Origin of the sequence: Streptomyces sp. CBMA291 (assembly GCF_014596525.1) — a bacterium.
GTDB lineage: Bacteria > Actinomycetota > Actinomycetes > Streptomycetales > Streptomycetaceae > Streptomyces.
This window is the reverse complement of sequence record NZ_MSJP01000019.1, coordinates 69,209-89,293: the sequence shown is the minus strand read 5'-3', so window position 1 is coordinate 89,293 and position 20,085 is coordinate 69,209. Positions and strand designations below refer to the sequence as shown.

At 72.2% G+C, this 20,085-nt stretch carries 19 protein-coding genes and 1 tRNA gene; 13 read left to right on the top strand and 7 right to left on the bottom strand.

Going from position 1 to position 20,085, the window contains the following annotated elements:
- Positions 1-16: 16 nt before the first annotated feature.
- The 4 genes from BU197_RS05575 (at position 17) to BU197_RS05560 (ending at position 4,850) form a co-directional block, all read left to right on the top strand.
- Positions 17-1,525: an FAD-dependent monooxygenase gene (locus BU197_RS05575; protein WP_188267074.1), complete on the top strand. Its 1,509-nt coding sequence runs from the start codon at positions 17-19 to the stop codon at positions 1,523-1,525.
- 128 nt (positions 1,526-1,653) lie between these two features.
- Positions 1,654-2,577 (top strand): alpha/beta hydrolase, encoded by a 924-nt coding sequence (locus tag BU197_RS05570; RefSeq protein WP_188267094.1) that lies wholly within the window; start codon positions 1,654-1,656, stop codon positions 2,575-2,577.
- Between the two features lie 369 nt (positions 2,578-2,946).
- Positions 2,947-4,551: an acyl-CoA carboxylase subunit beta gene (locus BU197_RS05565; protein WP_188267073.1), complete on the top strand. Its 1,605-nt coding sequence runs from the start codon at positions 2,947-2,949 to the stop codon at positions 4,549-4,551.
- A gap of 14 nt (positions 4,552-4,565) precedes the next feature.
- The gene (locus BU197_RS05560) at positions 4,566-4,850 is read left to right on the top strand and encodes an acyl-CoA carboxylase subunit epsilon (protein WP_317452296.1); all 285 of its coding nucleotides are present in this window, start codon (positions 4,566-4,568) and stop codon (positions 4,848-4,850) included.
- Between the two features lie 252 nt (positions 4,851-5,102).
- Here the strand turns inward: BU197_RS05560 and BU197_RS05555 are convergent, their stop codons facing one another.
- The 3 genes from BU197_RS05555 to BU197_RS05545 all read right to left on the bottom strand — a co-directional run bounded on the left by BU197_RS05555 (position 5,103) and on the right by BU197_RS05545 (position 7,219).
- Positions 5,103-5,912 carry a 4'-phosphopantetheinyl transferase family protein gene (locus tag BU197_RS05555; RefSeq protein ID WP_188267072.1) on the bottom strand — a complete coding sequence of 270 codons (810 nt, stop codon included), beginning with the start codon at positions 5,910-5,912 and terminating at the stop codon, positions 5,103-5,105.
- Positions 5,909-6,430 (bottom strand): SRPBCC family protein, encoded by a 522-nt coding sequence (locus tag BU197_RS05550; RefSeq protein WP_188267071.1) that lies wholly within the window; start codon positions 6,428-6,430, stop codon positions 5,909-5,911. Before BU197_RS05550 ends, BU197_RS05555 begins: the two co-directional genes overlap by 4 nt.
- Positions 6,431-6,523: 93 nt before the next feature.
- A complete protein-coding gene (locus tag BU197_RS05545; RefSeq protein WP_188267070.1) occupies positions 6,524-7,219 on the bottom strand; it encodes an antibiotic biosynthesis monooxygenase in 696 nt (231 codons plus the stop codon).
- A 201-nt stretch (positions 7,220-7,420) separates the two neighbouring features.
- Between BU197_RS05545 and BU197_RS05540 the strand changes: the two genes are divergently transcribed.
- From BU197_RS05540 to BU197_RS05530, 3 genes are read left to right on the top strand one after another with little or no spacing between them, the layout of a single operon-like run.
- Entirely contained in the window at positions 7,421-7,870 is a 450-nt protein-coding gene (locus BU197_RS05540) for a nuclear transport factor 2 family protein (protein WP_188267069.1), read from the top strand.
- On the top strand, positions 7,867-9,210 hold the full coding sequence (locus tag BU197_RS05535; protein WP_188267068.1) for a cation:proton antiporter: 1,344 nt from the start codon (positions 7,867-7,869) through the stop codon (positions 9,208-9,210). Before BU197_RS05540 ends, BU197_RS05535 begins: the two co-directional genes overlap by 4 nt.
- 15 nt (positions 9,211-9,225) lie before the next feature.
- Positions 9,226-9,768 (top strand): flavin reductase family protein, encoded by a 543-nt coding sequence (locus tag BU197_RS05530; protein ID WP_188267067.1) that lies wholly within the window; start codon positions 9,226-9,228, stop codon positions 9,766-9,768.
- Between the two features lie 71 nt (positions 9,769-9,839).
- Here the strand turns inward: BU197_RS05530 and BU197_RS05525 are convergent, their stop codons facing one another.
- On the bottom strand, positions 9,840-10,259 hold the full coding sequence (locus BU197_RS05525; protein ID WP_223183837.1) for a winged helix-turn-helix transcriptional regulator: 420 nt from the start codon (positions 10,257-10,259) through the stop codon (positions 9,840-9,842).
- A 181-nt stretch (positions 10,260-10,440) separates the two neighbouring features.
- Between BU197_RS05525 and BU197_RS05520 the strand changes: the two genes are divergently transcribed.
- The 5 genes from BU197_RS05520 to BU197_RS05500 all read left to right on the top strand — a co-directional run bounded on the left by BU197_RS05520 (position 10,441) and on the right by BU197_RS05500 (position 17,003).
- The gene (locus BU197_RS05520; protein ID WP_188267065.1) at positions 10,441-10,836 is read left to right on the top strand and encodes a pyridoxamine 5'-phosphate oxidase family protein; all 396 of its coding nucleotides are present in this window, start codon (positions 10,441-10,443) and stop codon (positions 10,834-10,836) included.
- A 144-nt stretch (positions 10,837-10,980) separates the two neighbouring features.
- Positions 10,981-12,456, top strand: a complete 1,476-nt coding sequence (locus BU197_RS05515; RefSeq protein WP_188267064.1) for an FAD-dependent monooxygenase — start codon at positions 10,981-10,983, stop codon at positions 12,454-12,456.
- 176 nt (positions 12,457-12,632) lie between these two features.
- Complete coding sequence (locus tag BU197_RS05510; RefSeq protein WP_317452295.1) at positions 12,633-14,273, top strand: NAD(P)/FAD-dependent oxidoreductase; 1,641 nt, start codon at positions 12,633-12,635, stop codon at positions 14,271-14,273.
- A 103-nt stretch (positions 14,274-14,376) separates the two neighbouring features.
- Positions 14,377-15,924 (top strand): FAD-binding oxidoreductase, encoded by a 1,548-nt coding sequence (locus tag BU197_RS05505; RefSeq protein ID WP_188267062.1) that lies wholly within the window; start codon positions 14,377-14,379, stop codon positions 15,922-15,924.
- Between the two features lie 44 nt (positions 15,925-15,968).
- Positions 15,969-17,003: a methyltransferase gene (locus BU197_RS05500; protein ID WP_317452294.1), complete on the top strand. Its 1,035-nt coding sequence runs from the start codon at positions 15,969-15,971 to the stop codon at positions 17,001-17,003.
- Between the two features lie 127 nt (positions 17,004-17,130).
- Here the strand turns inward: BU197_RS05500 and BU197_RS05495 are convergent, their stop codons facing one another.
- Entirely contained in the window at positions 17,131-17,742 is a 612-nt protein-coding gene (locus tag BU197_RS05495) for a TIGR03086 family metal-binding protein (protein ID WP_188267061.1), read from the bottom strand.
- 237 nt (positions 17,743-17,979) lie between these two features.
- On the opposite strand from BU197_RS05495, the gene BU197_RS05490 reads away from it, so the two are divergent.
- Positions 17,980-18,825, top strand: coding sequence for an NAD(P)H-binding protein (locus BU197_RS05490; protein WP_188267060.1), 846 nt, complete (start codon positions 17,980-17,982; stop codon positions 18,823-18,825).
- A 153-nt stretch (positions 18,826-18,978) separates the two neighbouring features.
- Here the strand turns inward: BU197_RS05490 and BU197_RS05485 are convergent.
- Positions 18,979-19,052, bottom strand: a tRNA-Lys gene (locus BU197_RS05485).
- Between the two features lie 100 nt (positions 19,053-19,152).
- A complete protein-coding gene (locus BU197_RS05480; RefSeq protein WP_188267059.1) occupies positions 19,153-19,911 on the bottom strand; it encodes an IclR family transcriptional regulator in 759 nt (252 codons plus the stop codon).
- Between the last annotated feature and the right edge of the window lie 174 nt (positions 19,912-20,085).

Here is a 20,085-nt window from a genome sequence, read left to right as displayed (position 1 = left end):
CGAGGAAAGGAATCTCATGGACGCGCAGATCGACGCGGACGTCATCGTCATCGGCGCCGGGCCCACCGGGCTCATGCTGGCGGGGGAACTGCGGCTGGGAGGGGTGGGCGTCGTCGTCGCCGAAGCCCTGGAACGGCCCACCGGCCAGTCCCGCGGCCTCGGTTTCACGGCCCGCGCCCTGGAGTCGTTCGACCAGCGGGGTCTCGTACCCCGCTTCGGAGGGCTGGAGACCAGCCCGATGGGCCACTTCGGCGGAGTGGTGTTCGACTACACCGTCCTGGAGGACGCCCACTTCGGGGCCCGGGGCATACCGCAGTCCACGACCGAGGCGGTCCTGGAGGAGTGGGCCGGGGAACTGGGCGCCGACATCCGCCGAGGGCTCGAATTCCACGCCCTGGAACAGGACGACGACGGCGTCGTCGCCATCCTGACGGACCCGGACGGCGTCCGGCACCGGCTGCGCGGGCGCTATCTGGTGGGCGCCGACGGGGGCCGCAGCGCCGTGCGCGAGGCCGGCGGCTTCGACTTCCCCGGCATCTCCGCCACCCGGGGCATGTACCTCGCCGACGTGGTCGGCTGCGCGGTCGAACCGCGTCCGCTGGGCGAGCGGCTGCCCGGCGGCATGGTGATGGCCGCGCCCCTGGCCGAGGGCGTGGACCGCGTCATCGTCTGCGAGGACGGCACCCCACCGGCCGACCGCAGCGAGAACCCGGAGTTCGCCGAGGTCGCCGCCGCCTGGCAGCGGCTGACCGGAGAGGACATCTCGGGCGGCGGCGCCGCCTGGGTCAGCTCCTTCACCGATGCCACCCGGCAGGCCACCGCGTACCGCCGCGGCCGGGTGCTGCTCGCCGGGGACGCGGCGCACGTCCATCTCCCGGCCGGTGGACAGGGCCTCAGCACCGGCGTGCAGGACGCGGTCAACCTCGGCTGGAAGCTGGCCGCGACGATCCGGGGGCACGCCCCGGAAGGCCTGCTCGACACCTACCACGAGGAGCGGCACGCGGTGGGCGGGCGGCTGCTGTCCAACACCCGCGCCCAGGGCACCGTCTTCCTGGGCGGCCCCGAATCGCAGCCGTTCCGGGACCTGTTCGCGGAGCTGATCGAGTACGACGAGGTGAAACGGCACCTGGCGGGCTCGGTCAGCCACCTCGACGTCCGGTACGGCCCCGGCGCGGGCGCCGCCGGTCCCTGGCTCACCGAGCACCGGCTCACCGGACGACGGCTGCCGCCGCGCGAGCTGGAGACCCCGGCCGGACCGGTGCGCACCCCCGAGCTGCTGCACTCCGCGCAAGGCCTGCTGCTCGACCTGACCGGAGACGCCGTGCTGCGCGCGACGGCGGACCGGTGGAAGGACCGGGTGGACACCGTCACCGGCATCCCGCGCGAGGCGAACGCCTTCGGGGGCGCGGCCGCGCTGCTGGTCCGGCCGGACGGGTACGTGGCCTGGGCGGGCGCGGACACGCCCGGTCTCACCACCGCTCTGCGCCGCTGGTTCGGCGCTCCGGGCTCCCCGGACCTGACGTGAGCGCCGCCGCGCCGCGCCCTCCCGCGAAGGAGACCCGGGAGACGGCGACCACGGGGCCGCTGACCGCTCCCGCACGGCCGGGTCCCGTACCGCCCGCGTCCGCACCACCGGCCGCGGTGCCGGTCGCGATGTCGCCGGGGGTGCGCCCCGTCGTCCTGCGGGCCGGGGACCTCACGCTGTCCGCGCTGCTGGCCGAGCCGTCCGGTCCGCCCCGCGCCACCGTCGTCGCGGTGCACGGCGGCGGGACCGGCGCCGGGTACTTCGACGGTCAGGCTCACCCGGACGTCTCGCTGCTGACCCTGGGCGCGCGGCTCGGGTACGCGGTCGTCGCCCTCGACCGGCCCGGCTACGGCCTGTCGGCGGCCCAGGCTCCGAGCGGCCGGTCCCTCGCCGAGCAGACCGTCGCGCTCCGGGCGGCGCTCGCCCATCTGAAGGGGCGCCGCGAGACGGGCGCCGGGGTGTTCCTGCTCGCGCACTCCTTCGGCGGAAAGCTGGCCCTCGCCTACGCGGCCACCGACGCCTCGTCCGGCCCCGGCCCCGGCCCCGGCGTCGCCGTACCGCCGCCGCTGCTCGGGCTCGACATCTCCGGTCTCGGCCGGGACTACGCGGTCGACCCGGCCGTTCTCACCGGCCTCCACGGGCTCGGGGACCGGGCGAGGAACTGGGGGCCGTTGCGTTTCTACCCGCCCGGGACCTTCCGTGAGGCGTCCGCCGTCGTCGCCCCCGTGCCGGCCCGGGAGTTCACGGACGCCGGGGAGTGGCCGGACCGTTTCACCGAGGCGGCGGGCCGGGTCGGGGTCCCGGTGCGGCTGACCTTCGCCGAGTGCGAACGGTGGTGGCGCCATGACGAGGAGGCGGTGGCCGGTCTCACTGCGGACTTCACCTCGGCGCCGCGCGTCCGTGTCGACCGCCAGCCCGGCGCCGGTCACAACATCAGCCTGGGCTGGCAGGCCCGCGCCTACCACCTGCGGGCCTTCGCGTTCTTCGAGGAATGCCTGGCCCGGCGTCCCGCAGCGCGAGCGTCCCATGACGCGGACCGGAAGGCCCCGTGACGGACGCGGGCGGCTCAAGGCCGGACGCGGCCACCGAAGCCCGGACGCGGCCACCGAAGGCCGGGCACGGGTGGCGGGGCAGGGCAGGGAAGGGCAAGGCAGGGCGGGGCACGGCACGGCCGGGACCGGATCCGCGGCCGGGACCGGTGGCGGGAGGACCGCGCGCATCCGGCGCGCGAGTCCCTGCCGCTCCCTTTCCGCGCCCCTTCCGCCCCGGGACCGGGCACGGTCGATGCCGCCGCTCCTGCTCGCCGCGTGAGCCGTGAAGCAACGGGCGCCCGACGCGCCCCCCCCCGAGACCACCGTCCGTCGGCCATCAAGCGTCCGGCGCGCCACCTTGTCCACCACACCGGAAACGGAGATCCGCCGATGGGGCACGCACCACCGACCGACACGTCCACCGCCGCCCTGCCCGCCACTGCCCCGGCGCCCTCTGCGCCCCTTCTGGAACTGGCCGCGCGCAAGGCCCTGGCGCGGGACGGCGAGGACCCGCGGGCCACCGAACGACAGCACGCCAAGGGAAAGTTGACCGCGCGCGAGCGCATCGGACTGCTGCTGGACAAGGACAGCTTCTGCGAGGTCGAGCAGTTGCGCCGGCACCGCGCGCAGGGCTTCGGTCTGGAGGCGAAGAGGCCGTTCACGGACGGTGTGGTCACCGGCTGGGGCACGGTGGAGGGCCGGACGGTCTTCGTGTACGCGCATGATTTCCGGATCTTCGGTGGTGCGCTGGGCGAGGCGCACGCGACGAAGATCCACAAGATCATGGACATGGCCATCGCGGCGGGTGCGCCGCTGGTCTCCCTGAACGACGGCGCGGGTGCCCGTATCCAGGAGGGTGTCTCGGCGCTCGCCGGTTACGGTGGCATCTTCCAGCGCAACACGCGTGCCTCGGGTGTGATCCCGCAGATCAGTGTGATGCTCGGCCCGTGCGCGGGTGGCGCGGCGTACAGTCCGGCGCTGACCGACTTCGTGTTCATGGTCCGTGAGACCTCGCAGATGTTCATCACGGGGCCGGACGTCGTCAAGGCGGTCACGGGTGAGGAGATCACCCAGAACGGGCTGGGCGGCGCCGACGTCCACGCGGGTGTCTCCGGTGTCTCGCACTTCGCGTACGACGACGAGGAGACCTGCATCGCCGAGGTCCGCTACCTCCTGTCGATGCTCCCGCAGAACAACCGGGAACTGCCGCCCGTCGTCCCCTCCGCGGATCCGGCCCACCGGCCGGGTGCCGCCCTGCTCGACCTGGTGCCCGCCGACGGCAACCGCTCCTACGACGTCCGGGACGTCATCGAGGAACTCGTGGACGACGGGGAGCACATGGAGGTGCACACGGCCTGGGCGCCGAACATCGTCTGCGCCTTCGCCCGCCTCGGCGGGCACTCGGTCGGCATCGTCGCCAACCAGCCGCTCGCCATGGCGGGCGTCCTGGACATCCAGGCGTCCGAGAAGGCGGCGCGGTTCGTGCAGTTCTGCGACGCGTTCAACATCCCCCTGGTCACCCTGGTCGACGTTCCCGGCTTCCTGCCCGGCGTGGACCAGGAGCACGAGGGCATCATCCGGCGAGGCGCCAAGCTCCTCTACGCGTACTGCAACGCCACGGTGCCCCGGATCTCCGTCGTCCTGCGCAAGGCGTACGGCGGCGCCTACATCGTCATGGACTCCCGCTCCATCGGCGCCGACGTCGCATTCGCCTGGCCCGCCAACGAGATCGCCGTCATGGGCGCCGAGGGCGCCGCCAACGTCGTCTTCCGGCGGGAGATCGCCGCCTCGCGGGACCCCGGGGCGACCCGCGCGGAGAAGATCGAGGAGTACCGGCGCGAGCTGGTCCACCCGTACTACGCGGCCGAACGCGGCCTGGTGGACGACGTGATCGATCCGCGCGAGACCCGGTCCCTGCTGATCAGATCGCTCGCCATGCTCACCGCCAAGCACGCCGACCTGCCGTCCCGCAGGCACGGCAACCCGCCCCAGTGAACACCGGAGGAACCGTGCCCGAGACCCCTGGACGCACACCGGCCACCGAGCGGCCCGCCCCGGCCACCGAGCGGCCCGAACCGGTCGAGGCGGCCGGACCCGCGTGGCTGCGGCTGGAGCGCGGCTGCCCCACCCCCGAGGAGCTGGCCGCCCTGACGGTGGTCCTGTCCGGCCTGAACACCGGGGCGGGAGCCGGACCGGACGACCCCTCCCGCAGTCGGCAGGCGGTCGCCCGGTGGCGCAGGCCGGAGAGGGTGGCGCGCGCCGCCGGACCGCGCAGCTGGCGCTCGGCGGCCTGACACGGCGGACGCTCGACGACCCGACTCGGCCCAACCCGGCCCGACACGAAGGGCGTTCGGCGGCCCATTCCGGCCTGACACGACGGGCGCTCGGCGACTCAACTCAACCCGGCCTGACACGAAGGGCGTTCGGCGACCCAACCCGACCCGGCCCAACCCGACGCGGTCGGTCCCGGCCGCCGTATGGCTCCGGGTTCGGCCGAAGGGCCCCGTCGCCCGCCCGGAAGAGACGGCGGTGGGGAGGAGCGCCCGCTACGGACCGCTCCTCCCCACCGTCGCCGCCCGGTCCCGCAGCACCGTCCGGGCCCCGGGTCCCATCCGGGCGATCCGCTCCACCGCGTCCCGGGCGTAGAGGATCTCCTCCGGCACGGACCGCAGTGTCACCCGCTGGTCCCCGGACCCGGACAGGGCGACCGCGGCCGCGTGGCTCCGGCACAGCGGTACGTTCCCCACCACCCAGCCCGGCGGACGGGCGGAGGGGTCCGCCTCGCTCAGGCAGTCGAGGTCCGGCGCTCGCGCGAGCCCGGTCCCGAGCCCTTTCAGATACGCCTCCTTGCGCGTCCACAGCCGGCCGAAGGCAGCCGCGCGCCGCGCCTCGGGAAGGGCGAGCAGTTCCCGCCGCTCGGCGGGGTGGAGCGCCGGAAGGCACGCCCGTACGGTCCCGGCCGCGGGGACGCGCTGCACGTCGGTGCCGATCCGGACGGCGGCCACCGCCACCAGCGCGAGGCCGTGACTGTGCGAGAGGGAGAACTGCGGGGCACCGCTCGCTCCGACCACCTCAGGCCGTCCCCGCCGGCGTCCGTCCGGACCGGACCGCTCGCCCGCCAGCACGATCCGGCCGGGCGCGACGCCCGTGTACGCGGCGAGGACCCGGCGCAGCCCGACGTGCGCGGCGAGGTACGTCCGGCGGTCGCGGGCGCGCAGGTAGGAGGCCGCCCGCTCCCGTTCGCGCGGGTCGAGTTCGTGGCCGGGAACGTCGAGGGGAGAGGCGGACGGCGGCAACAGCCACACGTCCACCTCTCCCGTCCGGACGGCGAGCGCACCCGCCGCCTCCCGGCTCACCGCCCGCCTGCCCCGCCCTTGTCGTCACGCCCGTTCCCGGCGAGGGCTTGGGCGGCGTACGCGGCTTCCGCGTTCCCCTTCAACGCGGCGAGCGCGGCCCGGTCGTCCCGGTCGACCCGGTCCTGGGCCTGGGCGAGGGCGGCGGGGCCGTCCTCCTCGGTCCAGAACTCGTGCCGCAGCCGGACCCGTGACTCCCGCGCCCCCAGCGGCTCGACCTCCCAGGCACCGGCCCGGCCGGCCAGCGGCGGATCGACCGCGAGATGCTGGAAGCTGACCCTGCGGGCCGCCGGTTCGAGGACGCGACGCAGCAGGCGGTCACCCGGGGGAGCGCCGTCGCGGGCCTCCCGGACGCGCAGCAGCTCCTCGCCCTCGGGCGCGTCGACGTGCTCGACGTGCAGGACCTCGGGGAAGACCAGCGGCCAGTTCCCGGCCTCGGCGATCCACCGGTGGACCGTGTCCGCCGGAACCCGTACGTCGATCTCGTGCACGCCCTGGCGCGCCTTCGGGTGCAGCCGCATACCGGCCTCTCCTCCTCGTCTCGGAAGTCAGGACTTCGAACCCCGAAGTCCGGAAGAACGCGCCCTGATCACCTCACCCGTCCGCGCCGGGACTCACTCGCCCGCCGTGCGGGTGTGCACCACCTGGTAGGTGTTCTCCTCCTGCCAGGTCAGCAGGGCGGCCACCCGGGCGTCGGTCTTCCGGCGCTCGGCCGGGCGCTCGTCCTCCGGCCGGTCGCGGAAGGCGTCGTACGCCTCCTTGCCGTCCCACTGGGAGTACACGACGACGAACTTGCCGTCGATGCCCCGGGCGCGCAGGCCGCGCAGGACCGTGTGCGTGCGGTAGCCGGGGACGTCCAGCAGCCACGCGCGGGACTCGCCCAGCGCGTCCACCAGGTCCTCCTGGTCCTTCTCCGTCACCCCGAACAGCTCGATGACGGTGTAGTCGTCGCGCGTGGGGGAGACCTCGGTGACGCCGCCGAGTTCCGGCCTCTGCTGGGTGAAGGCGATCTCGTTCTGGAGCAGCCGGATCGAGGTGGTGATCTCACCGAAGAGCGGCAGCGTGCGATGCCTGAACTCCTCGCCCGCGTAGCGCTTCTCCAGGTCCTCGGTACTGCGCCACTGGATGAGGTTGGCGGTGCCCGGCCGGTCCTGGCCCGAGTGGACCGTGCTGGAGATCCAGCCCTCGTAGGCCGCCGCGTCGACGATCTCGCGCATGGCGGCGAGCAGCTTCTCCTGCTTCTCGGGGGCGTCGGTCGAGAAAAGGTTGAGCACGGTCAGATGCTGGCCGTCGGCCGCGATCTTCGGCATATTCCCGTCGCTTTCGTCGGAGAAAGAATCGAACGCAGCGAGCATGGCAAATTATCGAAGGGAAATTGAAGGCCCTTCCTTTCAGAGTCGTACACGCTTTTGCCAAGCCCGCGAGGGCGATGTCACGGGATGCCGTGGACTTCGTCAGGGATATGAAAAGCACCCTTGGCCGCCGAGCGGGCTTGCCTGCATCCTCGGACAATGAATCCAGGGCAGGAAGCATCCGAGATAAGTTCCTTGCTGGACCGCTATCTCATCGGACTCGACGGCGACGAGATCGACGACGCCTGGGCGCGTGCCCTCTTCACCGAGGACGCCGCCGTCGTGTTCCCCATCGGCCGGCACGACGGGTTCGACGGACTGGCCGACTACCACCGCGCGTCGCTCACGGCCTTCGCCGCGACCCAGCACCTCGGCTCCCCGGCGGCCGTCGCGGTCGACGAGGGCGGGAAGCACGCCGTCTTCCGCGCCAATGTCCTCGCCACCCACGTCCACCACCCCGGAGCACCGGGCGAACCGCTGTTCCAGGCCGGGACACTGGCGTACGGCGAGGCCCGCCACGGCCCCGACGGATGGCGGATGTCGGTGCTCTCCTTCCAGGTGCTGTGGACCCGCGGCACCCCGCCGAACGGCGCGGGAGGGGACCGATGACCGGGCTCGCCGCCGCGGGCGCGCAGGAGACGAGCCTGGCCGTCATGCTCGCCGACATCGGCCTGGTGCTGGTGGCGGGAGCCGTGCTCGGGCGGCTCGCCAGGAAGGTCCGCCAGCCCGCGGTCATCGGGGAGATCACCGCGGGCATCCTGCTCGGCCCCAGCGTCCTCGGCCTGCTGCCGGGCGGCCTCACCGAGAGGATCTTCCCCCCGGAGGTCCGCCCCCTGCTGTCGGCGGTGTCCCAGGTCGGCCTGGTCCTCTTCATGTTCCTGGTGGGCTGGGAGTTCGACAAGCGGCTGGTGAGACGGCACGGAAAGCTCGCCGCGAGCGTGTCCCTCTCGTCGATCCTGGTCGCCTTCGGCTTCGGCTTCGCCCTCGCGGTGCCGCTGTACGGGCACCACTCCGTCGTGGCCGGCCGGGACGTCACCTTCCTCGCCTTCGCGACGTTCCTGGGCACCGCGATGTCGGTGACCGCCTTTCCCGTCCTGGCCAGGATCCTGACCGAGAACAACCTCCTGGAGACCCGGGTCGGTTCGGTCTCGCTCGCCGGCGCCGCCGTCGACGACCTGCTCGCCTGGTGCCTGCTGGCGTACGTCTCGGCACTGGTGGCGGCGGACGGCGACTACGCGGACCTGGCCCGCATCGGCGCGCTCAGCGTGGCCTACGTGGCCTTCATGCTGCTCGTCGTCCGGCCCCTGGCCGCCCGGCTGATGTGGCGCTGGGCCGCCGCCGAGCGCTGGTCCGGGCTGCTGACGGTGCTCTGCGCCGGGGCCCTGGTCTCCGCCTGGGTGACGACGTGGATCGGTGTCCACGCCATCTTCGGCGCCTTTCTCTTCGGCTTCGTCATGCCCCGCGAACCGTCCCTGGTCCTCGCACAGCACGTGCGCACGCCCATGGAGCACGTCAGCCGCCTGCTGCTCCCCGTGTTCTTCATCGTCACCGGCCTCGGCGTGGACCTGGGCGCGCTCACCGGCGGGGACGCCGTGGCGCTCGTCGCCATCGTCCTCGTCGCCTGTGCGGGCAAGCTCATCGGCGCGATCCTCCCGGCCCGGCTGGCCGGCTTCTCCTGGCGGGAGTCGAAGGACCTCGGCCTGCTGATGAACACCCGCGGCCTGACCGAACTCATCATCCTCAACGCGGCCGTCAGCCTGGGCGTACTCGACGGCCGCATGTTCACCATGCTGGTGGTCATGGCCCTGATGACGACCGCGATGGCCGGCCCCCTGCTGTCCCGCCGCACCCGCCCGGCCGAGCCGACGCGGGCCGGGGCTGTCGGAGAGAGCGGCCGAGCGCCGCGTACGTCGGAACCCGTCACGAGCCCCACCCTGCCGCGCACCTGACGAGAGGACCTTGTCGTGTCATCCGTTCCGCAGACCGCCGCTCCCGGACGACGCACACCGGTCGACGGCCGCGTGCTGCGCACCGTATGCGGGAACTTCGCCACGGGAGTCACCGTCATCACCTCGGGCCGTGCGGACGGGGAAGGGGCCGGGACCACGGTGAACTCCTTCGCCTCGGTCTCCCTCGACCCGCCGCTCGTCCTCGTCTGCCTGCACGAGAACTCCCGTCTGCTCCCGGTCGTCCGCGACTCCGGCGGATTCGTGGTGAACCTCCTGGCCCGGCAACAGGAGCCGGTGGCCTGGGCGTTCGCCGGACGGCGGACGGCGAGGCTCGAAGAGGTCCCGCACACCAGGACCGGCGGCGGGCTCCCGGTGCTCCAGGGCGCCCTCGCCCATCTGGAGTGCCGCCTGTCCGCCCAGTACGAGGGCGGCGACCACACCATCCTGCTGGGCGAGGTGGTCGGACTCGCGGCACCCGCCGCCGACGTGGACCCGCTGATCTTCTACCGGGGCGCCATGCGGGGCCTCGGCGAACCCTCCGTCCCCGGTACGGCCTGACCCCGGGCGGACGGACGGTGAACCGCGGCGCGGGCCGGGGCGACTGCCCCGGCCCGCACCTGTGACCGGTCTCAGCGCCCCTGTGGGCCGGCCGGTTCCCCGCCGTCGAAGGCCTGCCGGGCCCGCTCCACCTTCGGCAGGTGCACCGAGGACCACTCCGCCAGGGAGGCGAAGAGCGGGGCCAGGCTCCGGCCCAGTTCGCTGATCTCGTACTCCACCCTCGGCGGCACCTCGGGGTAGTAGGTGCGCAGCACCAGCCCGTCCCGCTCCAGCTGGCGCAGCCGCTGGGTCAGCACCTTCGCCGTGATCGTCCCGATGTTGCGGTGCAGCTCCACGAAGCGCTGCACGCCGTAGGCGTTGAGCGTCCACAGGATCGGGGTGGTCCACCGGCTGAAGACGATGTCCAGCACCGGGGCGATCGGGCACGCCTGCTCGGCTCCGATCCGCTCCGGGAGTGTCGCCGCGCTCCCGCCCGGCCCCATCGGCGTCATGCCCTCCATGCCCACTCCCTTTTGGAAAGCCACTTTCCCCTAGGTACTCACTTTACCGACGATGCTAGGTTCCCGGAAGCCGGTCCGAGTGAACCTGACCAGCCATCAAACACCGTACGGAACAGCCCTGTTGACCGTACGCGGCATCATCTTCCCGTCCGAACCAGCTCATAGGAGTGGCATGTCCCCGCACCTGCCCCTGGGCGCCGAGGCCGAGGCGTTCCTCGCCGAGAACCACCAGTGCACCCTCACCACCTTGCGCCCCGACGGCACCCCGCACGTCGCGCCCGTCCGGTTCACCTGGGACGGCGAGACGGGAACGGTCCGGGTCATGACGACGGTGTCGCGGCGCAAGGTCCGCAACATCCTGGCCGGGGAGGAGAGCCCGGTCGCCGTCTGCCAGTCGGCCGGCCCGCGCTGGATCACCCTGGAGGGCCTGGCGACCGTCTCCACCGACCCGGCCAGGGTGGGGGAGGGGATCCGCCGCTACACCGAGCGGTACTGGTCCCCGCCGCCGCGGTTCCCCGGCCTCGCCGTCGTGGAGATCGTCGTCGAACGGGTCATGGGCCTGTACTGACCGGACCGCCCCCGGCACCCCCTTGGCGATTCGCCCGCCGAACTGCCGGAGTTCTGACGAACTTTTCACAACCCTGTACCGCCGGGCATTCAGCTTCCCGGGCCGCCTCGGAATACTGGGGGAAACGGCAGCGGGAGAGAGAATATGGAAAAGTTCAACGCCGATGTCATCATCGCCGGTGCGGGACCCTCGGGACTCATGCTTGCGGGAGAACTGCGCCTCCAAGGTATTTCCGTCCTCGTACTCGACCGGCTCACCCGGCCCATGCGGCAGTCGCGGGCCCTGGGTTTTTCGGCCCGCACCATCGAGGAATTCGGGCAGCGCGGCCTGCTGGAGCATTTCGGTGAGCTTGAGACCATTCCCGGCGGCCATTTCGGTGGAATTCCGCTTGACTACACCATCGTCGACGGCGGCAACTTCGGGGTACGCGGCGTCCCGCAGTCCCGCACCGAGGCCATCCTCCACGAATGGGCCACCGGACTCGGCGCCGAGATACGCCGGGGCCACGAGGTCACCGGTCTGACCCAGGACGAGGACGGCGTCCGGGCCGAGGTCGTCGGCCCCGACGGAGCCCGCACCCTCCGCGCCGCCTATCTGATCGGCTGCGACGGCGCCCGCAGCGCGGTGCGCCGCCTGTCCGGCATCGGGTTCCCGGGCGTCAACGCCACCATCGAGATGAAGATGGCCGACGTCACCGGTGTCCAGGTCCGCATCCGCCCCACCGGCGAAGTGGGCCAGGCGGGCATGGTCGTCGTCCTCCCGCTCGGCCCGCAGGCCACCCGCGTCGTCGTCTTCGAACGCGGGGCCGGAGTCCGTCCCACCCAGGAACCGCCCGCCTTCGACGAGGTGGCCGCCGCCTTCCAGCGGGTGACCGGCGAGGACATCGGCGGCGCCACCCCGTTGTGGACCAGCTGCTTCACCGACGCCAGCCGCCAGGCCGACGCGTACCGCAAGGGCCGGGTCTTCCTCGCGGGCGACGCCGCCCACATCCACCTGCCGATCGGCGCCCAGGGCATCAGCGCCGCCGTCGGCGACGTCGTCAACCTCGGCTGGAAGCTCGCCGCCGAGATCAAGGGACACGCCCCCGACGGCCTCCTCGACACCTACCACACCGAGCGGCAGCCGGTCGGCGCCCGCGTCATCCAGAACACCCTCGTGCAGCGCACCCTGTACCTCGGCGGCCCCGAGGCGCAGCCGTTGCGGGACCTCTTCGGGGAACTGGTCCGGATCGAGCAGGTGCGCCGCCACCTCGTCGGACTGGTCACCGGCCTCGACATCACCTACGGCGCGGCCCCCGGCGGCCACCCGCTGCTCGGCCGCCGCCTGCCCGAACAGGACCTCGTGGTCGGCGACGCCAAGACCACCACGTACGAACTGCTGCACGCGGGCCGCCCGGTGCTGCTCGACATGTTCGACGACGGCGGGCTGCGCGAGACGGCCGCCCCCTGGGCGGACCGCGTCGACGTCGTCACCGCCGTCCGCGCCGAGGCCGGTGCTCCCGCCGCCAACCTGCTGGTGCGGCCCGACGGTTACGTCGCCTGGGCGAGCGGCTCCGGCTCCGACGAGGGCCTGACCGACGCGCTCGCCCACTGGTTCGGCGCGCCGCGCGCCGCCGTCTGATCCGACCCCGCCGGCCGCCGGATCCGGGGCGCCCGGCCCCGGCCGCCGGGCCGCCCGGGTCCGCCCGGGACGTCCCGGACCACCGGTCCGCCCGAGACAAGAGGAGTGCCGTCTTGCCCACGAAGGCCGACAAACCGAACGAGTCCCCGCAAGCGCCCGGATGGACCACGTGCGACGTGGCCATCCTCGGATCGGGCCTCGCAGGCTCGATCACCGGAGCGATCCTGGCCCGCCACGGCATCGACGTCGTGCTCATCGACGCCGGCCAGCACCCCCGGTTCGCCGTCGGCGAGTCCCAGAATCCGCAGCTCGTGGAGTGGCTGCACATCCTGGCCGACCGCTACGACGTCCCCGAGATCGCCCACATGCTCGACATCAAGACGATCACCGAGCACATGGGGCCGCACCACGGCCGCAAGCAGAGCTTCGGGTTCGTCTCCCACCGCGAGAACCAGGAGCCCGATCCGCGGGAGGCGACGATGTTCGTCATCCCGAAGATGCTCACCGAGGCGATCCACCTGTACCGCCAGGACACCGACTCGTACTACCTGAACGTCGCCGCGAAGTACGGATGCACCATCCGGCAGAACTGGCTCGCCACCGACCTCGACCTCGACGAGGACGGCGTCACCGTCACGGGCCGCGACGGCGAGGTCTTCCGCGCCCGCTACCTCATCGACGCGAGCGGCTTCCGCTCTCCCCTGGCGCAGAAGCTCGACCTGCGGGAACAGCCGTCGCGGCTCAAGCACCACGCCCGTTCCCTCTTCACCCACTACGTCGGCGTCAAGCCGTACGACGACGTCTGCAACTACCCGGAGGCGCTGCGCCCGCCTGCCGAGTCGCCCTTCCACGGCGGCACCCTGCACCACATCATCGAGCGCGGCTGGTTCTGGATCATCCCGTTCGACAACTACAAGGACTCCAGGAACCCGGCCTGTAGCGTCGGCCTCACCTTCGACGAGCGGCTGTACCCCAAGCCGGACGACATGACGCCGGACCAGGAGTTCCAGCACTACCTCGACAAGTACCCGGCGGTGAAGCGCCAGTTCGAGGGAGCGAGCCGGATCAGGGAGTGGGTGTCCACCCCCGATCGCATCCAGTACTCCTCCAAGCGGACCGTCGGCCACCGCTGGTGCCTGATGTCGCACGCGGCCGGCTTCGTCGACCCGCTCTACTCCCGGGGCCTGTCCAACACCTTCGAGGTCGTGGACGCGCTCGCCTGGAGGCTCCTCGACGCCCTGCGCGAGGACGACTTCGCCGAGGAGCGGTTCGCCTACGTCGAGACCCTGGAGCAGGGGCTCCTGGACCACAACGACAAGATCGTCAACAGTTCCTACATCGCCTTCAGCCACTTCCGGCTGTGGAACGCGGTGTTCCGCGTCTGGGCCTGCTTCACCACCCCCGCGACCCTGCGGCAGATCATGGCCCGCCAGAACTTCGCGCTGGACGGTGACGACCGGCACTTCAAGCAGATGGAGAAGGCGCCCTACCCGGGCCTGTGGTGGCCGGACAGCCACGCCTTCAAGCACCTCTTCGAGCTTACGGTGGAGACCTGCGAGCGGTACGAGGCGGGTGAGATCGACGGGGACAAGGCCGCCGACATCGTCTTCGAGGCGATCCGTGACTGCGAGTCCGTCAACACGCCCTTCGGCTGGAAGGGACCCGAGGACCTCCGGTTCTTCCGGGCCACCACCCCCACGATGATGAAGTTCATGTGGTGGGCGAACACCTCGGGCCCCAAGGAGATGCGCGACCTGGGCCGCTCCTTCCTCACGGGTGTCGTGAAGCAGGGCCTGCGCGGCCGCAAGGTCTCCTGACCCGCCCCTCCTTCCCGCCTCCACCGGCCCGCCCGCGCGGGCCCCTCCCGGAGACGCCTCCGGACTTCCCTGCTCCCTTCCCAGAACGGACACGCGGAATACCATGATCAGCCGTAGAACGATGCTGGGCGCGACCGCGGGCGGCGTGGGCGCCGCCCTGCTCCCCCACGCCACGACCGCTCTCGCCACGGCGCCCGCCGCCGTCGCCACCGGCACCCCCACCGCCGCCGCCTGGGCCGGCCTGGGCCGTCAGCTCACCGGCCGCCTGGTACTGCCGTCCGATGCCGGCTACGAGGTCGCCAAGCAGCTCGAACTCGCCCAGTTCGACGTCGTCCGCCCCAAGGCGATCGCCTACTGCGCCAGTGCCGCCGACGTGTCGAGGGCGGTCTGCTTCGCCCAGGAACAGGGCGTGCCGGTCGCCGTCCGCAGCGGCGGCCACAACTACGCCGGTGTCTCCACCGGCCCCGGTCTGGTCATCGACGTCTCGGAGATCAAGGCGATCGGCGTCGGGCCGAGCACGGTCACCCTCGGCCCCGGTTCCCTCAACATCGACGTCCTCAACGCCCTCGCCGACAGGGGCTTCGCCCTCAGCAGCGGCGGCTGCGCCACGGTCGCGGCAGGCGGCTTCCTCCAGGGCGGCGGACTCAGCTTCATGACGCGCACCCTCGGCGTCGGCTGCGACTCCGTGCGTTCCGCCCAGGTCGTGCTCGCGAACGGCAGTGTCGTCACCGCCTCGGAGAGCCGGAACAGCGACCTGTACTGGGCGATACGCGGAGGCGGCGGCGGCAACTTCGGCATCGTCACGTCGTACGAGCTGACCCACCACGTCGTCGGCCCGCTGCTCGTCTCCTACCTCTTCTTCCCCTACGAGCGGTCCGCCGAGATCCTGGACGCCTCCACCCGCTGGCTGGTCGACGCGCCCCGCTCCATCACCGGCGGCACCTACATCACGCTGCCCGACGCGGCGCCCGACGCGGTGCCGTCCACCGTCATCACCCTGGTCTCGCGCGGCACCTCCGCCGAACTGGCCGCCGAGACCGCCCGGTTGCTCGCGATGACCGGCCGGCCCGTCGGACGGCAGGACATGACCACGTCCTACCGGGACCTGATGGTGAACATCTTCGGCTGCGGCAGCCTCAGCCAGGACGCCTGCCGCCGCGCGGAGAAGAGCCCCACCGGCGTTCTGACCCGGCCCGCCTTCGGCGTCGAGCGGATGCGCATGGTCACCGACCCGCTGCCGGCCGCCGGCTGGTCGCAGGTCATGACCGCCTTCGACGCGTATCGTGCCGCCGGTCAGCGGCGCACCCTGGAGGTGCACTGGTTCGGCGGGGCCGCCAACGACATCGCCGGGTCCGCCACCGCCTATCCCCACCGGGACACGCTCTACTGCGTGAGCTACCGGTCCACCATCGCGGACACCGCACAGGCCACCACCGCGGGCAAGGCCGCCTCGCAGGCCTGGGCGGACGGCGGGTTCGCCGCGGTCGACCCGTACTCCAACGGCGGCACCTACGTGAACTACATGGATCCCGCCCTCGCCGACTGGAAGCGGTCCTACTACGGCGACAACTACGCCCGGCTGGTCACGGTGAAGAGGAAGTACGACCCGAAGCGCTTCTTCACCTTCCCGCAGTCCGTCGGTGCCGTCTGACCCGCCTCCCGTCCTCCGCCCGGCAGACCCCGTACCGAAAGGCCGTGACCACCGTGCCGTCCGAACCCACCGAGATCCCCCCCTCCGCCCGGATCCTCCAGCTGTCGATGGCCGGCTGGGTCTCCGCGGCGGTCAGCGCCGTCGCGGAGCTGGCCGTGGCCGATGCCCTGGCGGACGGGCCCCGGGACGTCGAGGCCCTGGCGAAGGAACTCGACGCCGACACCACCAACCTCTACCGGCTGTTACGGGCCGCCGCCGACATCGGTCTCTTCGAGGAGGCCGAGGGCCGCGTCTTCGCCCTCACCGACGTCGGCCGGGCCCTGTGCGGCGACGCCCCCGACTCGATGCGCAACTTCGCCCGCTGGGTCGGCCTGCCCGCCGACCGCTTCACCTGGACCGGACTCGCCGACTCCGTCCGTACCGGCCGCTCCGTCTTCGAGAGCGTCCACGGCAAGCCGGTCTGGGAGTACATGCGGGACAACCCGGAGGTCTCCCGGATCTTCGACCTGGCCATGACCGACACGTCCTCGCAGGTCACCACGCCGGTGGTGCGGTCCTACGACTACAGCGCGTTCCGCAGGCTGGTCGACGTCGGCGGTGGCCGAGGACAGCTCCTGGCGGCCGTCCTCGCGGCCAACCCGGAGACGCGGGGGGTCCTCTTCGACCAGCCGGAGGTGGTGGCCGGGGCGGGCGACGAGTTCGACAAGGCGGGGGTGCGCGACCGCGTCGAGATCGCCGGCGGGGACTTCCTCGCCTCCGTGCCCGAGGGCGGCGACGGCTATCTGGTCGTCAACGTCCTGCACAACTGGGAGGACGAGAAGGCGCTGACCATCCTCACGAGGATCCGCGAGGCGATGGCCGACGACGCCCGCGTCCTGCTCGTCGAGGTCGTGATGCCCCCGGACGGCGCCGAAGGGCTCACCGTCAAGCTCATGGACCTCAACATGATGGCCCACGCGGACGGGGTGCAGCGCAGCGAGGAGCAGTACGCCGAACTGTTCGCGCGGGCCGGGCTGAGGCTGTCCCGGATCCTGCCGGGTGGCGGTCTGTGCAGCATCGTCGAGGCCGTCCGCGCCTGAACGGCCCGCGTGACCCGGGACCCCCGACCGGGACCCCTGACCGGGACCCCCGACCGGGACCCCCGACCGGGAGTCCCGTACGGGATTCCCCGCCCGGGGGCCCGGGTCACGCGGCGGGCGGATCGCCTCAGGGGCGACGGCCGTACCAGCCCACCAGCCTGTCGATGGCGGGGGCGTCCCGCGGGACCTCCACCACCGGGCCGAACGGCACCGGGTTGCCGCGGGGCTCGGCGGGTACGGCCCGGTGCATGTGGGCCAGCGGTGCCGCGAGCATCTCCGGGTCCCACTCGGGGCTCTGGCCGGTCGCCTTGGCCAGGTCCCAGACGTGCAGCACGAGTTCGTTGGTGTAGATCACGGAGGCGGCCGCGCCCGGCACCGGGCCCCACGGCAGCCCGATCTCCCGCGCCAGCACCGCCGGGTCGGACCACACCGCGTCGAACTCCGCGCGGGACTCCGCCCAGGCCTCGGCCCACGCGCCGTCGGCGACGTCAGGGGCGAAGTGCGGGTGGCTCATGAACGAGCCGCCCGTCCCCATCACGGTGAGCCGGCGCAGCACCGAGACGAGATGGTTGGCGAGATCGCGGACCGAGAAGTCGGGACACGGGGTGATGACGTCGTACTGCTCCGGCTTCAGCGCGGCGAGCGTCTCGCCCACCAGGTCGACGGCCTTGAACAGGCCGCCGCGGGGGTCGGAGGAGTCGGCCGGAGGGGTGGAAGAGGGGGACGCGGTGTCAGTCATGACCCCAGCCTTCCGGACGGACCGACCCCCCGGCCAGCGACTTGACAAGGACTTGTAGAACGGGCCGCCGTCGACCGGAAAGCGACGTGATGGGGAGTCACTTTCCCCTAGGTGCCTACTGAGTTGACGGTGCTAGCTTTCCCGAAGCGACGACGGAGAACGCCGTCCGGCCCGTCCGGCACGGCTGCGCGTCAGCGGCAGTCCCACCCCTGAATCCACCCACGAGGGAGCTATCTCATGATTGTTGTCACCGGAGCCACCGGCAACATCGGCCGCCCGCTGGTCGCGGCGCTCGCGGAGGCCGGCCAGGAGGTCGTGGCGGTCTCGCGCCGCCCGCTGCCCTCGGGGCTCCCGGAGGGCGTCCGGCACGCCCAGGCCGACCTCGGCGACTTCGAGAGCATCCGTCCGGTGCTCCAGGGTGCCGACGCCTTCTTCATCCTGCTGGCCGGTGAGCTGAACGGCCCCGGCGAGCCCGCGGCCGACCTGCTCGCCATCGCGAAGGAGGCCGGTGTCAAGCGCGTCGTCCTCGTCTCCTCCCAGCTGGCCGGTACGCGCTCGGACACGCTCTCGCACAACCGCCTGCGCGAGTTCGAGGCGGCCGTCCGCGATTCCGGGCTTGAGTGGACGATCCTGCGTCCGGGCGGCTTCGCGTCCAACTCCTTCGCCTGGGCCGAGCCCGTCCGCACTCAGCGGTCGGTCTTCCACCCCTTCGGCGACGTGGCCCTCCCGGTGGTCGACCCGGCGGACATCGCCGATGTCGCGGCCGTCGCGCTGACCCAGGGCGGCCACGCCGGACAGACCTATGTGATCACCGGCCCCGAGGCCATCACTCCGCGCCGCCAGGCCGAGGTCATCGCCGAGGCGCTGGGCGAGGGGGTGACCTACGTGGACCTGACCCGCGAGGCCGCCGCCGAGCAGATGGCGCAGTTCATGCCGCCGCCGGTCGTCGAGGGCACCCTCGACGTCCTCGGCTCCCCGCTCCCGGTCGAGCAGCAGGTCAGCCCCGACGTGGAGAAGGTCCTCCTCCGCCCGGCCCGCTCCTACGGCGACTGGGTCTCGCGCAACCTGCCGGCCTTCCGCTAGGTCGTCTCTTTCGGATCGTGCCGGTCGGGCCCGCGTCGTCCGGTGCGGTGCCGGGCGGCGCGGGCCAGGCAGGATCCGGAAGAGACGGCCTAGGGCCCGGCCGTCCGGAACACGAAGAAGCCCCCCGCTTCCGCGAGGGGCTTCTTCCGTCTGTGCGCCGCCAGGGACTCGAACCCCGGACCCGCTGATTAAGAGTCAGCTGCTCTAACCAACTGAGCTAGCGGCGCCTGCCGACAGAGAAAATACTACCCGGTCCTCCAGGGTGCTGGTGACCACCGCTCGCGGTCACCGTCGGTGACCGCCCGGTGCGCGGTCCGTGTGGTGCGGTCAGATCGCGAGGGAGAGGACCACCGGGGCGGCCTTCCGGTTCAGCGTGTCGGCCGCCGAGCGCAGCCGGTGGGCGTGTTCGATGGGGAGCGAGAGCGCCAGGCAGCCGACGGAGGCGCCCGCCGTCAGGGGGACGGCGGCGCAGACGGTGCCCACCGCGTACTCCTGGAGGTCGAGGACGGGGACGGTGGGCGGCTGGCTGTCGAGCTTGGAGAAGAGGACGCGCTCGTTGGTGATCGTCCGGGAGGTCAGCCGGGCGATCTTGTGGCGGGAGAGGTGGTCCCGCCGTCCGTTCTGGTCCAGCTGGGTGAGCAGGCACTTGCCGACCGCGCTGGCGTGCGCCGCCGAGCGGAAGTCGACCCACTCGTTGACCTTGGGCGTGCGCGGACCGTCGGCGAACTGGGTGATCTTCACCTCGCCGTCGATGTACCGGCTGATGTAGACGGCGGCGCCGACGGAGTCGCGCAGCTCGGTCAGCGATTCCTGGAGCTTGGCCTCCAGGGCTTCCCTGCGGGTCGTGCCGGAGCCGAGCAGGACGAGGGAGTCGCCGATCGCGTACGCGTCGTCGGCGATCTGCTCCACGTACCCCTCCCGGCGGAGCATGAGGAGCAGGGCGGAGAGGTGGGCGACGGGCAGCCCCGTCTCGCGGGCGATCTGGGCGTCCGTGACTCCGCCGCCGTGCCGCGAGACCGTCTCCAGGACGCGCAGGGCGTATTGCACCGAGTGGAACGGCGCGGTGGGCTCGGGCTTCAGCGCCACGGTTTCCCCCTACCAGGTTGTGACCGCAAGCTTTCGTACCACGATAGCCGCCAAGCCCCCGGTCCGGGGCGGCTGTTGGCGAGAATGATGCGGAGCGTCCCGGCCCTACGCTGGGGTGCACTCTTCTGGCATATGCCAGGGGCAAGAGTTGTCCGTGGAATCTCAGGTCAGCGA